Source organism: Paenibacillus flagellatus (genome assembly GCF_003217775.1).
Lineage (GTDB): Bacteria > Bacillota > Bacilli > Paenibacillales > NBRC-103111 > Paenibacillus_AB > Paenibacillus_AB flagellatus.
The window spans coordinates 100,901-116,815 of the sequence record NZ_QJVJ01000014.1 but is presented as its reverse complement, the minus strand read 5'-3'; the positions used below and the strand labels follow the sequence as shown (position 1 = coordinate 116,815).

Here is a 15,915-nt window from a genome sequence, read left to right as displayed (position 1 = left end):
GGCGGCCGCGGGGTTCGCCCGCGCCGGCCTTTCGGAACCATCGGCCGGCGCAGCGGCGCCCCTGTTCTGCGCATCCCGCGTATTATCCCATCAAAGCGGCCATGACCGCTTTTTGCGCGTGCAGCCGGTTTTCCGCCTGATCGAAAATGATCGAGTTCGGTCCGTCGATGACGCCTTCGCTCACTTCCTCGCCGCGGTGCGCGGGCAGGCAGTGCATGAACAGAAAATCTTTCTTCGCGTAGCGGGTCAGCTCTTCGTTCACCTGATAATTTTGGAATGCGATTTCGCGCGCCGCCTGTTCCGCTTCGAAGCCCATGCTCGCCCATACGTCGGTGTAGACGACGTCGGCGTCGGCAATCGCTTCTTTCGGGTCGCGGGTAAGCAGCAGCGAGCCGCCCGTCTTCGACGCGTTCTCGCGGGAATTCGCGGTCACTTCCGGATCCGGGTCGTAGCCTTCCGGCGACGCCACGGCCATATGGAGGCCGAGCTTGGCAGCCCCCATCATTAAGGAGTGTACCATATTATTCCCATCGCCGATATACGCGATTTTGAGCCCCTGCAGCTTGCCTTTCTTCTCCAGGACAGTCTGGTAATCGGCCAGCGCCTGGCACGGGTGGGACCGGTCCGTCAGCCCGTTGATGACCGGTACGGTCGCTCCGCGCGCCAGATCGATGACGGTGCGATGCGCGTACGTGCGGATCATGATGCCGTCGAGATAGCGGGACATCGTCTGGGCGGTGTCCCAAATCGTTTCGCCGCGGCCGATCTGCAAATCGTTTTTGCTCAAAAACAGCGCATGCCCGCCCAGCTGGTACATCCCGACCTCGAACGACACGCGGGTACGGGTGGACGATTTCTCGAAAATCATGCCGAGCGTTTTGCCTTTCAGCGGCTGGTACGGTTCGCCCGCCTTTTGCTTCTTCTTCAGCTCGATCGCGAGATCGATCAAGTAACGGATTTCTTCCGGCGCATAATCGACGAGCCCGAGAAAATCCCGGCCCTTCAAGCTGGCCGCCATGTCCTGCGTCAACGTATCGGACATCGGTGCTCCTCCTTTATGCAGGACGGCCTCCGTGAAGAGGTCCGCCCGGTTATCGTAGTATGGAAAACGGCTTATTGAACCGCGGCGGCCGCTTTTTGCGCCAGCACGCCCGCGACGATATCGATGCCCCGGTCGGCCTCCTCATGGGTGACGAGCAGGTTCGGCAGCAGCCGGATGACGTTCGGGCCCGCCGCCGACACGAGCAAGCCCGCCTCGTGGATCGCCGGAATGAACTCGGACGCCGGCCGCGTGCATTCGATGCCGAGGAGCAGTCCTTTGCCGCGAATTTGCTTCACGAGCGGGTTGCCCGCCAGCTTCGCGTTCAATTGCTCCATGAAATACGCGCCCAGCTCCGCCGCGCGCTGCGGCACCTTCTCCTCGACCATCGTCTCCACCGTGGCGATGCCGGCCGCCGTCGCGATCGGCGTTCCGCCGAACGTGGAGCCGTGGCTGCCCGCGGTGAACGCGTCGCGCAGCTTCGCCTTGCCGAGCATGGCGCCGATCGGGAAGCCGCTGGCCAGCCCTTTGGCCAATGTGAAAATGTCCGGCTCGATGCCGTAGTGCTCGTAGGCGAACAGCTTGCCGGTCCGGCCCATGCCGGTCTGAATTTCGTCGATGATGAGCAGCAGGTCGTGCTCCTTGCACAGCCGTACCGCTTCCTGTACGAACGCCTCGCTAGCCGGATTGACCCCGCCTTCGCCCTGCACGAGCTCGAGCATGATGGCGCACGTTTTGTCCGTCACGTAGCTCTTGAGCGCGTCGGCGTCGTTATACGGCGCGTAGACGAACCCTTCGGGCAGCGGATGGAAGCCTTCCTTCACCTTGTCCTGCCCCGTCGCCGTCAGCGTGGCCAGCGTCCGGCCATGGAACGACGTGTGGAACGTAATGATCTCGTGACGCGGCTTGCCGAGCACCTTCGCGTTGTACCGGCGCGCCAGCTTGATCGCGGCCTCGTTGGCCTCCGCTCCGCTGTTGCAGAAGAAGACGGCGTCCGCGCAGCTGTTGTCGACGAGCAGCCGGGCCAGCTTCTCCTGGTTCGGAATGTGGAACAGGTTGCTCACGTGCCACAGCTCGCCGAGCTGCTCGACGAGCTTCTCCTTGACCCGCTTCGGCACGTGCCCCAGGTTGGTGACCGCCAGCCCGCTGGCGAAATCGAGATACTCTTTCCCCTTGTCGTCCCAAAGACGGCTGCCTTCCCCTTTGACCAGCGTAATCGGGAATCTGGCGTACGTCGGGAACAGCGCGCTTTGCTGCTCGCTCATCGCAATCACTCCGTTTCGTATCGTAATAGGGGGTTACTTCTGGATCCGCGTGCCGATCTCGTCTCCGCGCAGCACCTTGCTGAGCACCTCCGGCTCGCTGCCGTTCACGATGACGACTTCCTTCACGTCGCCCTGAATGCACTGAATCGCCGCGCGCACCTTCGGGATCATGCCGCCGTAGATGTCGCCGCTCTCGATCATCCGTTCGATCTCCGCCACCGTCACGACCGGCAGAACCCGCTTCTCGCCGTTGACCGTCTTCAGGATGCCGGGGACGTCCGTTACGACGATCATCCGTGCGACGCCGATCCGGGACGCGACCGCACCGGCCGCCGTATCGGCGTTAATGTTGTACCGCTGAGCGCCCTCGCCGATGCCGACCGGCGCGATGACCGGCATGTAGCCCATGTCGACGATGCCTTGGACGATCGTCGCGTTCACGTCGGTCACGTCGCCGACGAGGCCGACCTCGTGCGCGTTCGCCACCGGCTTCGCCTGGATCAAATGGCCGTCCACGCCGGAGAGGCCGATCGCCTTCCCGCCGGACTGCTGGATTTTGCGGACGATTTCTTTGTTGATCTGGCCGGACAGCACCATCTCGACGACGTCGAGCACCGCTTCGTTCGTCTTGCGCAGCCCGTTCACGAACTCCGTCTCGATGCCGAGCTTGCCGAGCGTATCGGAAATCGCCGGCCCGCCGCCGTGCACGATGACGGGGACCGTTCCTTGTTCCTGCAGCTTCTTCAAATCGAGGAAAAACGCTTCGGGAAGCGCCGCAAGCGTGCTTCCCCCGCATTTCATCACAAAACAGCCGTTGCTCATCGAACCGGTATCTCCTTTTATTCGCTGCCGTTTCTATATCGATAACATGATGATGACGATGATCAAGTCCGGTAAGCCGCATTAATGCGCACGTAGTCGTAGGTCAGGTCGCAGCCCCATGCCGTGGCGCTGCTCGAGCCCATATGCAGATCGACATGGATGAGGACGAAATCGCCCTTCAAATATTCGGCCGCCTTCTCCTCGTCGAACCGAACCGGGCGGGACTGCTCCAACGTGACGATGTCGCCGAGCCGGATGTCGACCGTCTCCGTATTGACCGGGTACCCGGCGCGCCCCACGGCCGCGATGATTCGCCCCCAGTTCGCATCCGCTCCGAAGCAGGCCGACTTGACGAGGCTCGACCCGATGACCGTCTTCGCGAACGCGCGGGCCGCTTCCTTCGACTCCGCTCCGACGACGCTCACCTCGATCAGCTTGGTCGCCCCTTCGCCGTCGCGGGCGATCGCTTTCGCCAGCACCTCGCCGACATAACGGAACCCCGCCGCGAACGCTTCCCAGTCGGGGTGGCTCTCGTGCAGCTCGCCGTTGCCGGCCAAACCGCTCGCCATGACGACGACCATGTCGTTCGTACTCGTATCGCCGTCGACCGTAATCATGTTGAACGTCGAATCCGTCACTTCGTTCAGCAGCTTCTGCAGCGCCGCGGACGATACCGCCGCGTCCGTCGTCATGAAGCCGAGCATCGTCGCCATGTTCGGATGAATCATGCCCGATCCTTTGGCCGCTCCGGCGATATGTACCGTACGGCCGTCCACCGTCAGCTTGACGCAGATTGTCTTCTTGACCAGGTCGGTCGTCAAAATCGCTTGGCTGAACTCCTCGCCGCCTTCGTCCGTTGCGGATACCTTCGGCGGAAGCGCGGCGATGCCCGCCGTCACTTTATCCATCTTGAGCAGCTCGCCGATGACGCCGGTCGACGTGACGCCGACGTAATGATCCGGTACGCCGAACGCCTTCGCCGCCTCCGACCGCATCGTGCGCGCGTCGTCCTCGCCTTGCTGGCCCGTACATGCATTCGCGTTACCGCTGTTGACAAGCATGACCTGCAGCTTGCCTTCGACCGCGATGCTCTCCTTCGTCACCTTGAGCGGTGCCGCCTGAAACGCGTTCAGCGTATAGACGCCCGCCGCCGCCGCCGGCACGTCGCATACGATGACGCCCAAATCGTTGCGCTGCGTTTTTTTGAGCCCGCAATGCAGCCCGCCGGCCCGAAACCCTCTCGGCGTCGTCACCGAGCCGTTCTCCACCACTACAAATTCGCCATGCTGCGCCATACCGCAACCATCACCATCTTTCTTCATACACGGAAAATAGTCGGAATAAGTCCGAAGACGCGAGATAGTTTTTTGGGGGTTTAAGGATAGACAGGCGTGAACGCCAAGCCCATTCCTTCGTCCCAGCCCATCATCAGGTTCAAGTTTTGCACCGCTTGACCGGCCGCGCCCTTCACCAAATTGTCGATGACGGAAATGACCGTCACCCGGTTCGTCCGCTCGTCGACGGATACCCCGATGTCGCAATAGTTCGAGCCGTACACTTCCTTCGTCGCCGGCAGCTTGCCCGCCGGACGGATGCGCACGAAGCGGCGCCCTTCGTAATACTTCCGGAACAGGTCAAGCACTTCCTCGTCCGTCCTCGCCGCGTTCAGCTTCGCATAGCTCGTCACCAAAATGCCGCGCGTCATGGGGAGCAGATGCGTCGTGAACGTCATCGTCACTTCCTCGTCCGCTATGCGGCTGAGCGTCTGCTCGATTTCCGGCGTATGCTGATGCCGGTTTACTTTATACGCGAGCGTGTTTTCGTTGATCTCCGAATAGTGGTGCGTCAATCCGAGCCCGCGTCCCGCTCCCGATACGCCCGTCTTCGCGTCGGAAATGATGGTGGACGGATCGATCCAGCGCTCCGCCAGAAGCGGCACGAGCCCCAGCGCCGTCGCCGTCGGGAAGCAGCCCGGGTTGGCGATCAGATCGGCGCCGCGCACGTCGTCCCCGAACACCTCGCACAGTCCGTACACGGCCCGCTCCAAATACTCCGGCGCCGCCGGCTTATGCTTATACCATTTCTCGTACACGTCTCCGCGCTTCAGCCGCAGGTCGCCGGACACGTCGATGACCTTGAGCCCCGCTTCGATCAGCTTCGGAGTCAGCTCCGTGCTGACGCCGTGCGGGGTCGCCAGGAAGACGACGTCCGCCTTGCTCTTCATCGCCTCCGGATCGATCGCTTCCAGCCGGTCCGTTACGATCTCCGTCAAATGCGGATACCCCTCCGCGTAAAGCGCGCCCGCGTTCGACGACGATACGACCGAGGCGATCTCCACATTCGGATGCTGCAGCAGAAGCCGGATCAGCTCCACTCCGCCGTACCCGGTCGATCCGACGATCGCCGCTCTTAATTTGCCGCCCATGGCCACACCCTCCCCATGATCCAAAAAATGCAGGTTCCCGCCGTAATTCAAGATGCCGTCCCCCGAAACATATGCATCATTATACAATCACACGAATAATAATTCAATGCTTTTTTGCCTGTTTTCCGTGGACAAACGATGAACGATCCGCTAGGCGGATCGACGGGACTTTCTTAATCGATCATACGGAATATCGCCCGGATCTGCAATACTTTTCCCGGTCCTTTCGCGCTCAGCCTTGAAGCTTGAACCCTTCCCCGAGCACCTCGTTCGCGTCGGCCAAAATGACGAAGGCGCTCGGGTCGACCGACCGGACGATCGTCTTCAACCGGGTCACCTCCGTTTGGCTGACGACGACCATGAGCGTCGGCCGGGTTTCGCCCGTAAACCCGCCTCTCGCTTCGAGCAGCGTCAGCCCCCGGTCCAGCTCGTACAGAATCGCTTGGCGAAGCGCCTCCGTTTCCATCGAGATGATGAAGGCGAGCTTCGAGTAGCGGAAGCCGGTCTGCACGATATCGATCGTCTTCGTCGTCACGTACAAGCCGATCAGCGCAAGCAGCGCCTTCTCCGGGGAGAAGACGATGCCGGCCGTCAAGATGACGGCCCCGTCCAGCATGGCGACCGCGATGCCGTATCCGATGCCGGTCCATTTATGAATGAGCTGCGCCGCCGAATCCAGCCCGCCGGTCGAGCCTCTTCCCCGAAACACGATGCCGAGTCCGGCCCCGAGTCCGATCCCCCCGTAGATCGTCGCCAGCAGCGTGTTTTTCGTGAGCGGTTCCATATCGCGCGTGAGCAGGACGAACAGCGGCAGCACGACCGACGCTACCGCCGTTTTCAGTCCGAATTGCCCCCCGAGAAACAAAAGCCCGAGAATAAACAACGGAATATTGAGCACCCATTGCACGATGGCGGGCTCGATGTCGAACAGATGCTGGATGATCGTGGATATCCCGGATACGCCTCCGGACGCGATCTGGTTCGGGTTCAAAAACAAGTTGAAGCTGCTCGCGATAATCAGACAGCCCGCGAGCAGCAGGCCATATTCGATCGCCTGGTGCAGCGGGCTGCCGATCCGGATGGCGGGTTCTTTGCGGCGCATCGGCGCTCCTCCTCCCAAAATAGAGAAAAAAATCCTACACTATGTGTAGGATAAACGGTTCGCCGCCTATTTATGAAGCGTCGGCCGGATTAATCTGCTGCCGCAGGTAAGCGTCGATGAACATGTCGATTTCCCCGTCCATGACGGCCTGCACGTTGCCCGTCTCCGCTTGGGTCCGGTGATCCTTCACCATGCTGTACGGATGGAAGACGTAGGAGCGGATTTGGCTGCCCCACGCGATATCCGACTGCTCCCCGCGAATTTCGGCCAAATGCTTAGCCTGCTCCTCGAGCTTCTTCTCGTACAGCTTCGAACGGAGCATCTTCATCGCGCGTTCGCGGTTTTGGATCTGCGACCGTTCCAGCTGGCACGCGACCACGATCCCGGTCGGGATATGCGTGATGCGCACCGCCGACTCGGTCCGGTTGACGTGCTGTCCGCCGGCGCCGCTCGCCCGGTACGTATCGATGCGCAAATCCTCGGTGCGGATTTCGACCTCGACGTCCTCTTCGATCTCCGGTACGACGTCGCACGAGACGAACGACGTATGGCGCCGGCCCGAAGCGTCGAACGGCGAAATGCGCACGAGCCGGTGAACGCCTTTCTCGGCCTTCAAATAGCCGTAGGCGTTATGCCCCTTGATCGACAGCGTAACGCTTTTGACGCCCGCCTCGTCGCCCGGCAAGTAGTCGAGCAGCTCGACCTTGTAGCCCCGCTTCTCGGCGTACCGCCGGTACATGCGCAGCAGCAGGTCGGCCCAGTCCTGCGACTCGGTGCCGCCCGCCCCCGGATGCAGCTCGAGGATGCAGTCGTACTTGTCGTAAGGCTGATTGAGCAGCAGCTGCAGCTCGAACGCCTGAAGCTTGCCGTGCAGCTCGCGGATGCTCGCCGTCAGATCGGCGGCGATGCTCGCGTCGCCCTCTTCCTCGGCCAGCTCCAGCATCACTTCGATATCTTCGTACGCGGACGCCATCGATTGAAAATCGTCGACGACCGACTTGATCGCATTCATTTCGCCGATCAGTTTTTGCGCCTTCTCATTATCGTCCCAAAAATCGGGCGCGGCCATCTTCTCCTCGAAGTTGGCGATCTGCTCGAGCTTCAGATCTAAGTCAAAGAGACCCCCTAAGGTCTTGAATTCGCTTTGCAACTTCCCTTAAATCTTGCTTGACGTCCGCTTCCAACATGAACGATTCACCTCTGCATGTAATGTGTGCCGACGGTATGGCGCATAGGGAAGCCCCCTGGGAAGGGGGCCGCCTCTTGCATCATCAGCCGGGGCGTGCGCCGCCGGTCGGTTATTTCCCGTGGCATTGCTTGTATTTCTTCCCGCTGCCGCATGGACACGGGTCGTTGCGTCCGACTTTGTCCTCGGCGCGAACCGGACTTTTGCCTTCCGACTCGGCTTTTGGATCGACGGCTTGCCCTTCGGCGACGACTTGGCGCTCCAAGTTCGCCTCGACGTGCGCCTTCATAATATATTTGGCTACTTCCTCTTGGATGTTCTCGATCATTTCCTGGAACATCTCGAAGCCTTCGAACTGGTATTCGCGAAGCGGATCCGTACCGCCGTATGCACGAAGGTGGATCCCTTGGCGGAGCTGCTCCATCGCGTCGATATGGTCCATCCATTTGCTGTCGACCGCACGCAGCACGACGACCTTTTCGAACTCGCGCATCATCTCCGAGCCGATTTCCTGCTCGCGCTGATCGTACCGTTCGTTCACGAGGTTCTTGATGTGCTCGATCATTTCGTCGCGCTCTTTGCCCCACAGCTCTTCCGCCGTCAGCTGGCCTTCCTGCAGGAACGTCGAATTCGCGTATTCGGCGACGGCCGCCAAATCCCACTCTTCCGGCACTTGATCCTCCGGCGTATGGGCGGCTACGATCCGTTCGACGACCGGCATGATCATGCCGAGCGTAATTTCTTTGATATTCTCGTGCTCGAGCACTTCGCGGCGCTGCTTGTAAATGATCTCGCGCTGCTGGTTCATGACGTCGTCGTATTGGAGGACGACTTTCCGCGTATCGAAGTTGTTGCCTTCGACCCGCTTCTGCGCCGATTCGATCGCCCGCGTAATGAGCTTGCTCTCGATCGGCTGATCTTCCTCGAACCCGATCCGCTCCATCATGCCCATAATGTTCTCGGCACCGAAGCGGCGCATCAGCTCGTCTTCCATCGACAAGTAAAATTGCGACGAGCCCGGGTCGCCCTGACGTCCGGCGCGTCCGCGCAGCTGGTTGTCGATCCGGCGGCTTTCGTGACGCTCCGTACCTATAATATGCAAGCCGCCAAGTTCGGGAACGCCTTCGCCGAGCACGATGTCCGTACCGCGGCCGGCCATGTTCGTGGCGATCGTGACGGCGCCGTGCTGTCCGGCTTTGGAGACGATCTCGGCTTCCTCGGCGTGGTATTTCGCGTTCAACACTTTATGCGGGACGCCCTTCTTCTTGAGCATCTCGGACAGTCTCTCGGAGTTCTCGATCGATACGGTACCGACGAGGACCGGCTGGCCTTTTTTGTGACGCTCGACGATTTCATCGACGACCGCCCGGAATTTGCCGTTCACGTTTTTGTAGACGACGTCCGGCATATCGACGCGGATCATCGGCCGGTTCGTCGGCACGACGACGACCTCGAGTCCGTAAATTTTCTTCAGCTCTTCCTCTTCCGTCTTGGCCGTACCGGTCATCCCGGCCAGCTTGCGGTACATCCGGAAGTAGTTTTGCAGCGTGATGGTGGCGAGCGTCATGCTCTCGTTCTGTACCTTCAGCTGCTCCTTCGCTTCGATCGCTTGATGCAAGCCGTCGCTGTATCGGCGTCCGACCATGAGACGACCGGTGAACTCGTCGACGATGATGACTTCGCCGTCCTGCACGACGTAATCGACGTCGCGCTTCATGATGACGTGCGCCTTCAACGCTTGCGTGATGTGGTGGTTCAGCGTCACGTTCGCATGGTCGTACAAGTTCTCGATGCCGAACGTCTTCTCCGCCTTTGCCGCGCCCGCTTCGGTCAAGTTGACGGAACGGACCTTAATGTCGACGGTGTAGTCTTCCTCCGCCGTCAGACGGCTGACGAAGCGGTCCGCCGCATAGTACAGATCGGTCGACTTGGCGGCTTGTCCGGAAATGATGAGCGGCGTCCGCGCTTCGTCGACGAGGATCGAGTCCACTTCGTCGATGACCGCGTAGTACAACGGCCGCTGCACCATTTGTTCCTTATAAAGCACCATGTTGTCGCGCAAATAATCGAAGCCGAACTCGTTGTTCGTCCCGTACGTAATATCGCAGGCGTACGCTTCCTGTTTGCCTTGGTGCGACAGACTGTTCAGGTTGACCCCGACGGTCATGCCGAGAAACTGGTAAATTTGCCCCATCTCGGCGCTGTCCCGCTGCGCCAAGTAATCGTTGACCGTGACGACGTGCACGCCCTTGCCGAGCAGCGCGTTCAAATAAACCGGCAGCGTGCCGACGAGCGTCTTCCCTTCCCCGGTACGCATCTCCGCGATTTTGCCCTCATGGAGTACGATACCGCCGACCAGCTGTACGTCGTAATGGCGCTTGCCGAGCGTCCTCCAGGACGCCTCCCGAACGGTGGCGAACGCCTCCGGCAGAAGGTCGTCCAAGTCCTCTCCCTGCTCGAGTCTCGAGCGGAACTCGTCCGTCTTGCCGCGAAGCTCTTCGTCGGACAAAGCCTTGAACTGCGGCTCCATCTCGTTGATCGCTTCGACCGTCTTCATGATGCGCTTCACTTCGCGATCGTTCGAATCGCCGAATATTTTTTTTACGAGTCCTAACATGCGAGAACCCCTTTCGCTCTACGTAGTCCGTCCGTTGCGAACCATGATGGTGGTTATGAATAATGCCCCTGGCACGAATGTGGTTTGCATAAATTGTAACAGTTTGCGGGACCCGCCGCAACAATCGGCTTGTTCCAGCCGTCTCCGGAAGCCGGAGGGTAGCCCTCCGATTAACCGACCGGAGGCACCTTCATCGTCCCGATCCAGCCGAGCATACCGATCAGGAAAGCGGCTAGGCCGAAATAAGCGAGCCCGAATCCGAGCCTGGTCTTCGCCGGTACGTCGTAATACACATCGCTTTCATGAGTATGACCCTGCACCATGAGAAATATGATAAGCTTCGGCTCCTCCCCGTCCGTCTGTCTCTCGATGCGGCCGACTTGGACTTTCTCGATCAGCTGCTGGTCCGCCAACTCGAACGTATGGTCCAGACCGAGTCCGTCCCATCGGACCGTTATCGATTGCACCCCGTCCAGCGTGCTGCTCGTCGTAAACGGCAGCTCCCGCTTATGCTCTTCGCCCGGGATGAAGTATCCCGCCTCGAGCAGCGGCGCAAGCGGCGTCTCCCATCTTATCATCCGCCAGTGCGGATCCTTCTTGGCGCGGCGAATATACTTCTTATATAAATCGTAGGCGAACAACGCCCAGAACAAGATCAAAATCCATGCGTGAAACCAAATAATCGCCACCGCCCCGCCGATCAGACCGACCGCCCATAGCCAGCGGCTGACCGCCGACGCGATCCGTCCTCCGTCCAACGGCTTCATCGGCAGCAAATTGAACAGGTTGAGGATGAACCCGATTTTCGCGATGACGATCCAGACGTACCAGCCGGCTCCGCCGTCCGCCTGTAAGCCGAGCCAGCCGATGACGAACGCAACGCCCGCTCCGATCGTCCCGAGCAGCGGCCCGCCGATGCCGATATACGCCTCCGTCTCCGCATCCCGGGGGTTGCGCTTCAACAGGATCGCCGCACCTAGAAACGGGATAAAATACGGCGCGCTCGCGGGCACCCCTTTGCGCTTGGCCGCCAACACGTGTCCCATCTCGTGAACGAGCAGCATGACGACCAATCCGATCGCCACCTGAAACGGGTAAACGATCGTGTACGCCCCTATCGTCAACAGCATGCTGAGAAAAGCCGAGCCGAATTTGCTGAACTTGAGCAGGGCGAGTATCGATTTCGCCTTCGTCAGCAAAAACACCCCTACGGCCCCGAGCAGCCATCGTCCGTTTTTTTGAATCGGTTTGTTGTTGTTCGCGTTGTCCAACCGCAACCCCCTCCTTGCTCTTACTACTACGCAAAAAAGCTTGATCCGTTTCGGGATCAAGCTTGTCGGGGCGGATGGCGCCGTCGATTAATTCGGTTCGATCAAGCCGTACTTGCCGTCGTTCCGGCGGTAAACGACGTTCACCTGCTTGGAATCGGCGTTGGCGAAGACGAAGAAGCTGTGGCCGACCATATTCATTTGCAAAATCGCTTCTTCCACGTCCATCGGCTTCAAGTTGAAGCGCTTCGTGCGTACCAGTTCGAGATCGTCGTCCTCTTCGTCGAGATACCGTACTGCCGTAGAGCTGTCATAACTATCGCTGAACAATGAGCGGATGCCGTCGTGCCGGAATTTCCGGTTCGCTTTCGTCTTGTGCTTGCGGATTTGCCGTTCCAGCTTCTCCGCCACCAGGTCGATGGAAGCGTACATGTCCTCGCTTCGTTCCTCGGCTCGGAGCAGGACGCCCGGCAGAGGAATCGTCACCTCGACCGTCTGCATATTTTTCGCTACGCTGAGCGTGATATGCACGTCGGCGGTAGGAGGAGCTTCGAAGTACCTTTCCAGTCTTCCGATCTTCTTGGATGCGTAATCTTTGAGCGCATCGGTGAGCAGCAAGTTCTGACCGCGAATGGCAAAGTTCATTGTTCCACAGCTCCTTTCAAATTCAGGCAAAGAGCTTCTCCCTCCCGCGCCGGCCGGCGACAAGCCGGGAAAACCTTTGCCAGAGGAAACCGCCGAAGCGGTTTTTCTACCTTCACTATATCATATTGGGCGGGTCAGTTCAAAAAAACTTTACAATAATTCAAAATGTTTATACAATTCTGAAATTTAAATAAAACGCAATCGCCACAGCCGGAAATCCACACAAAAAAGACACCCCGGTTGTACCGGGGCGCCTTCGCTGCTAGCGTATATATTCAATCGCGGCTGTGCAGCCGTGTTGATTATAATTTAACGACGTTAGCTGCTTGCGGACCGCGTGCGCCTTCCACGATGTCGAATTCTACGGCTTGACCTTCTTCGAGGGTTTTGAAGCCTTCCGATTGGATAGCCGAGAAGTGTACGAATACGTCTCCGCCGTCTTCGCGCTCGATGAAGCCATAGCCTTTTTCTGCGTTAAACCATTTCACTTTACCTTGCATGCAAAACATTCCCTTCGTCTTCAAATGACTGTGAGTCTAGCCCACATCCTGACTATACCATCCGGCCCGCTTAATGTCAACGTGAATGCGCTCTCGCGAATTTCCAGCCCCAACCAAGTTTCGCAAGCAAGAATTGCGCGAAAATTTGGCTATTTACAAAACGTCAACATCATGAAAGCTTGTTTTCATTAGTTATTCACAGAGTTATGCACATTGTCCACAAGGGAGTTGTGCACTTATGCACAGGAGGGGCTGGAAAATCTGGGGATCGAAAAGAACAAATTTATTTGAAAAGGGCGGATGGAAAAAGAAAAAACACCGCATGTATGTATGCGATGTCCCACACCCTCATTTGCGTTTATCGAACAGGAACCCATCGATTGCGTAGTCGGCATCATACAACGACTTTTGCTTCTTGGCCTGGTTCATTTTAGCGATTCCTTGCTGGTTTTCCCGTTGAATGTCTTCTACCCGCTTCTGGACTAGCGGGTCGGCTTTCAATACGGCGGCTATCCGTTCACGGTATGGCTCTACGGTTCCGCCGGACAATATCGACTGACGAATTTGTTCGACAATGGCGTCCCGCTGGTCGATGAACAGCTCGAGCTCTTCTTGCGAAGCGGTTGCGATCCCGGCCAGCATCCGCTCGGTCATCGACTCCAGCTCCCGAATCCAATTATCCATTCGGAACGCCGCTTCGCTGGGCACTGATCAGCTTGGCCGCTTGAACCCACGTTTCCTTCAATTCCTTCAAGAACCCCATCACTTCTTCAAGCGCTTCGATATCTTTTTTCGTATTCGCATGGATCAGCCTATAGATCATATAGTCGTAAATCCGAAGCAAATCGTTGGCGATCGGGGCGGTTTGGTCCAAAGTAATGACAAATTCGCTGACGATATCCTGCGCTTTAAAAATATGCTCATGCGCCGCACCCAGATCGTTCTTGCGAATATCGTCGATGGCGAGCTTGCAAAACCGAATTCCGCCGTCGCACAGCATGACGAGCAATTGAGCCGGGGAAGCCGTCTGAATGGAATTTTCCAAATACTTATTCGGCTGCGATTGAATCATGGTTGTTCCTCCTTATCCCTTACTCACTGAGCGCTACCGCCGCCGCCAAACGCATTAGCCAAATAAGCCGATTGGGAATTATAACGGTTAAGAGCCGCCTCCATCGCCGCGAACTTCTTATAATAGTTATCTTCTAACGTCCTCAGCTTCCGTTCCATCTGATCCAGCTGTTTATTGACTTGGGTAATTTGCGTGCTGACTGTGCTTTGGTCGAAGACGGATGTATTCGGGATGCCGGCCTTTGTCACCAATTCATCCAAGCCTTCCTTCAGCTTCGCATACATGCGCTCGGCGATGCCAACCTCGGAGCCGTCTCTGCCTTCTTCCGCATTTTGCGTAAACAGAGCCTGAACGGCCAACGGATCGCTCTCGATTGCGGACCGAAGCTTCTCTTCATCTTTGATGACGAGTTTGCCGTTCTCGAAATATTCGCCGGTATCGATGCCGATCATGGCCAACGAACGGATATCCTTGTTACCGGTATCCACTTCGGCGGTTACGGCCATCCGCATATTGGAGATAATTTTCGACAAGATAGGATCGTTGCGAAGCAAACCTTTCTTCGCTCTTTCCTCCCACTTTTCGATCTGCTTCTCGCTCATCGCTTCCCGCTGTTCGCTTGTAAGCGGCTCGAAGTCCCGATCCCGCTGCTCCGTCACTTTATCCTGTACCGACTTTAAAAAATCGTTATAGTCGGAAACGAACGTTTTGATCGATTCCAGGATCTCGTCCGTCTTCGTTTTCGGTTCGATCGTCGCAGCCGTGCCGCCTGCCTTCTTCAACGATATTTCGATCCCGTTTACCGTAAAATTGTTGCTCGTACGGGTCGTTTCCAGACCGTTGATTTTGACCTTCGCGTCTTGGGCCGTTTTCTTGTTCGCGCTGTCCGTCGCTACTTGCATAATCGTGTTAAGAAAATTCCCTTGCTTGTCCTCGAAGACGATCTTATCGCCCTTGCCGTCGGCACCGTTCGTCAATCCCGTCTGCTTAGCCATGAAGGATACGACTTTCTTGCCTTCATCGTAAAACGCCGTTACGTTGCTGCTCTGGTTGATGCGGGCGATGATGTCGTTCATGGAATCTTTAGTCGGATCGACGACGATATCTTCGCTGCCGTTGATTCTAAATTTGTAGGTTGCCGCGAGAGGAGTACCGTGCGCCAATTTATCCATCTGCTCGGTCAGCGGTTTCGTAAGATCGAACCCGTCCTTCGTCACTTCGCTCGTGCTGTAGTTGGACGCCGCCTCCGCAAGCTGCTGCACGGATATGGTAATATTGCCGTTCAGGGCACCCGCCGTCGCTTTGGCGCTGACGGCCTCGGTATCGCCGGATATCGTAACGTCCTTTTTGTTAAAAGTGCCTTCGAGCTTGAAGTTGAACAGTTTGTTGTTCCGGTAATCCGTAATTTTCAAATTCACGTCCCGGTATGCATCTCGGGACCACTCGTAAGTCTGTTTCCTTTGGTCGAGTTTGTCGTACGAAGCACGATGAGCCTTCATCAGCTCTTTGACCGTGTTGTCCACATCGAAGCCGCTCAAACCGGCTATCCGTAATGGCATTGCGTTTCACCCGCTCCCGTTATACTGCGTAAATCCGAGGTGCTACAGCTTCTTGTCGACAAGAATACCGGCCATTTCGCACAGCTTCGCTACGAAATCGAGCATTTTCTCCGGCGGTATTTCGCGAATGACTCGTCCCGTATCGCGTTCGAGCACCTTGACCATGATTTGATTCGTGCTTTTATGAACCGAAAAATCAAGTACGGTAGCCGTACCTTGAACCGCTTTGACCGCCTTGTCGATCGCGCGGATTAATTGCTCCTCGCTGATCGTAATATGTTCGCCTTGAACTTCCGCCCTCTTGAGCTCCTGTGTGGTGTGGATCGTGCTGACGACTTCGCTTCCATTGGGCGGGATTCGGGGGTAGCTTACCCCTACTGGTTGATTTTCCATCGAAAATCCCTCCGTATAGACA

Annotated in this window: 15 protein-coding genes; all 15 read right to left on the bottom strand. The window is 57.7% G+C overall.

Annotated elements, in window-relative coordinates; all coding sequences use genetic code 11:
* Positions 1–82 precede the first annotated feature (82 nt).
* Positions 83–1,042, bottom strand: a complete 960-nt coding sequence (gene argF / locus DLM86_RS26270) for an ornithine carbamoyltransferase (RefSeq protein WP_110843040.1) — start codon at positions 1,040–1,042, stop codon at positions 83–85.
* Positions 1,043–1,113: 71 nt separating this feature from the next.
* Positions 1,114–2,304: an acetylornithine transaminase gene (locus DLM86_RS26265; protein WP_110843039.1), complete on the bottom strand. Its 1,191-nt coding sequence runs from the start codon at positions 2,302–2,304 to the stop codon at positions 1,114–1,116.
* A gap of 33 nt (positions 2,305–2,337) precedes the next feature.
* Positions 2,338–3,126: an acetylglutamate kinase gene (gene argB / locus DLM86_RS26260; RefSeq protein ID WP_110843038.1), complete on the bottom strand. Its 789-nt coding sequence runs from the start codon at positions 3,124–3,126 to the stop codon at positions 2,338–2,340.
* 62 nt (positions 3,127–3,188) lie between these two features.
* Complete coding sequence (gene argJ, locus DLM86_RS26255) at positions 3,189–4,421, bottom strand: bifunctional glutamate N-acetyltransferase/amino-acid acetyltransferase ArgJ (protein WP_110843037.1); 1,233 nt, start codon at positions 4,419–4,421, stop codon at positions 3,189–3,191.
* Positions 4,422–4,501: 80 nt separating this feature from the next.
* Positions 4,502–5,551 (bottom strand): N-acetyl-gamma-glutamyl-phosphate reductase, encoded by a 1,050-nt coding sequence (argC, locus tag DLM86_RS26250; RefSeq protein ID WP_110843036.1) that lies wholly within the window; start codon positions 5,549–5,551, stop codon positions 4,502–4,504.
* A gap of 232 nt (positions 5,552–5,783) precedes the next feature.
* Complete coding sequence (locus tag DLM86_RS26245) at positions 5,784–6,653, bottom strand: YitT family protein (protein WP_110843035.1); 870 nt, start codon at positions 6,651–6,653, stop codon at positions 5,784–5,786.
* Positions 6,654–6,723: 70 nt separating this feature from the next.
* Positions 6,724–7,840 (bottom strand): peptide chain release factor 2 gene (gene prfB, locus DLM86_RS26240; protein WP_110843034.1). Its coding sequence is split into 2 segments (ribosomal slippage): positions 6,724–7,767 and positions 7,769–7,840, totalling 1,116 coding nucleotides; the frame shifts between segments, so codons are not numbered across the junction.
* A gap of 111 nt (positions 7,841–7,951) precedes the next feature.
* On the bottom strand, positions 7,952–10,456 hold the full coding sequence (gene secA / locus DLM86_RS26235; RefSeq protein WP_110843033.1) for a preprotein translocase subunit SecA: 2,505 nt from the start codon (positions 10,454–10,456) through the stop codon (positions 7,952–7,954).
* Between the two features lie 170 nt (positions 10,457–10,626).
* The gene (locus DLM86_RS26230) at positions 10,627–11,727 is read right to left on the bottom strand and encodes a site-2 protease family protein (RefSeq protein ID WP_110843032.1); all 1,101 of its coding nucleotides are present in this window, start codon (positions 11,725–11,727) and stop codon (positions 10,627–10,629) included.
* 87 nt (positions 11,728–11,814) lie between these two features.
* Positions 11,815–12,369, bottom strand: a complete 555-nt coding sequence (gene hpf / locus DLM86_RS26225) for a ribosome hibernation-promoting factor, HPF/YfiA family (RefSeq protein ID WP_110843031.1) — start codon at positions 12,367–12,369, stop codon at positions 11,815–11,817.
* Between the two features lie 302 nt (positions 12,370–12,671).
* Complete coding sequence (locus DLM86_RS26220; protein WP_110843030.1) at positions 12,672–12,869, bottom strand: cold shock domain-containing protein; 198 nt, start codon at positions 12,867–12,869, stop codon at positions 12,672–12,674.
* A 348-nt stretch (positions 12,870–13,217) separates the two neighbouring features.
* Positions 13,218–13,523, bottom strand: a complete 306-nt coding sequence (locus DLM86_RS26215; RefSeq protein ID WP_146250298.1) for a hypothetical protein — start codon at positions 13,521–13,523, stop codon at positions 13,218–13,220.
* A gap of 22 nt (positions 13,524–13,545) precedes the next feature.
* On the bottom strand, positions 13,546–13,941 hold the full coding sequence (gene fliS, locus DLM86_RS26210; RefSeq protein ID WP_110843028.1) for a flagellar export chaperone FliS: 396 nt from the start codon (positions 13,939–13,941) through the stop codon (positions 13,546–13,548).
* Positions 13,942–13,964: 23 nt separating this feature from the next.
* The gene (fliD, locus tag DLM86_RS26205; RefSeq protein WP_110843027.1) at positions 13,965–15,500 is read right to left on the bottom strand and encodes a flagellar filament capping protein FliD; all 1,536 of its coding nucleotides are present in this window, start codon (positions 15,498–15,500) and stop codon (positions 13,965–13,967) included.
* A 42-nt stretch (positions 15,501–15,542) separates the two neighbouring features.
* Entirely contained in the window at positions 15,543–15,893 is a 351-nt protein-coding gene (locus tag DLM86_RS26200; protein WP_110843026.1) for a flagellar protein FlaG, read from the bottom strand.
* Positions 15,894–15,915 lie beyond the last annotated feature (22 nt).

Bases quoted from the DNA above. Each gene is read 5' to 3' on its own strand.
- argF (WP_110843040.1), bottom strand. From the start codon at position 1,042: ATGTCCGATACGTTGACGCAGGACATGGCGGCCAGCTTGAAGGGCCGG.
- DLM86_RS26265 (WP_110843039.1), bottom strand. From the start codon at position 2,304: ATGAGCGAGCAGCAAAGCGCGCTGTTCCCGACGTACGCCAGATTCCCG.
- argB (WP_110843038.1), bottom strand. From the start codon at position 3,126: ATGAGCAACGGCTGTTTTGTGATGAAATGCGGGGGAAGCACGCTTGCG.
- argJ (WP_110843037.1), bottom strand. From the start codon at position 4,421: ATGGCGCAGCATGGCGAATTTGTAGTGGTGGAGAACGGCTCGGTGACG.
- argC (WP_110843036.1), bottom strand. From the start codon at position 5,551: ATGGGCGGCAAATTAAGAGCGGCGATCGTCGGATCGACCGGGTACGGC.
- DLM86_RS26245 (WP_110843035.1), bottom strand. From the start codon at position 6,653: ATGCGCCGCAAAGAACCCGCCATCCGGATCGGCAGCCCGCTGCACCAG.
- secA (WP_110843033.1), bottom strand. From the start codon at position 10,456: ATGTTAGGACTCGTAAAAAAAATATTCGGCGATTCGAACGATCGCGAA.
- hpf (WP_110843031.1), bottom strand. From the start codon at position 12,369: ATGAACTTTGCCATTCGCGGTCAGAACTTGCTGCTCACCGATGCGCTC.
- DLM86_RS26220 (WP_110843030.1), bottom strand. From the start codon at position 12,869: ATGCAAGGTAAAGTGAAATGGTTTAACGCAGAAAAAGGCTATGGCTTC.
- DLM86_RS26215 (WP_146250298.1), bottom strand. From the start codon at position 13,523: ATGACCGAGCGGATGCTGGCCGGGATCGCAACCGCTTCGCAAGAAGAG.
- fliS (WP_110843028.1), bottom strand. From the start codon at position 13,941: ATGATTCAATCGCAGCCGAATAAGTATTTGGAAAATTCCATTCAGACG.
- fliD (WP_110843027.1), bottom strand. From the start codon at position 15,500: ATGCCATTACGGATAGCCGGTTTGAGCGGCTTCGATGTGGACAACACG.
- DLM86_RS26200 (WP_110843026.1), bottom strand. From the start codon at position 15,893: ATGGAAAATCAACCAGTAGGGGTAAGCTACCCCCGAATCCCGCCCAAT.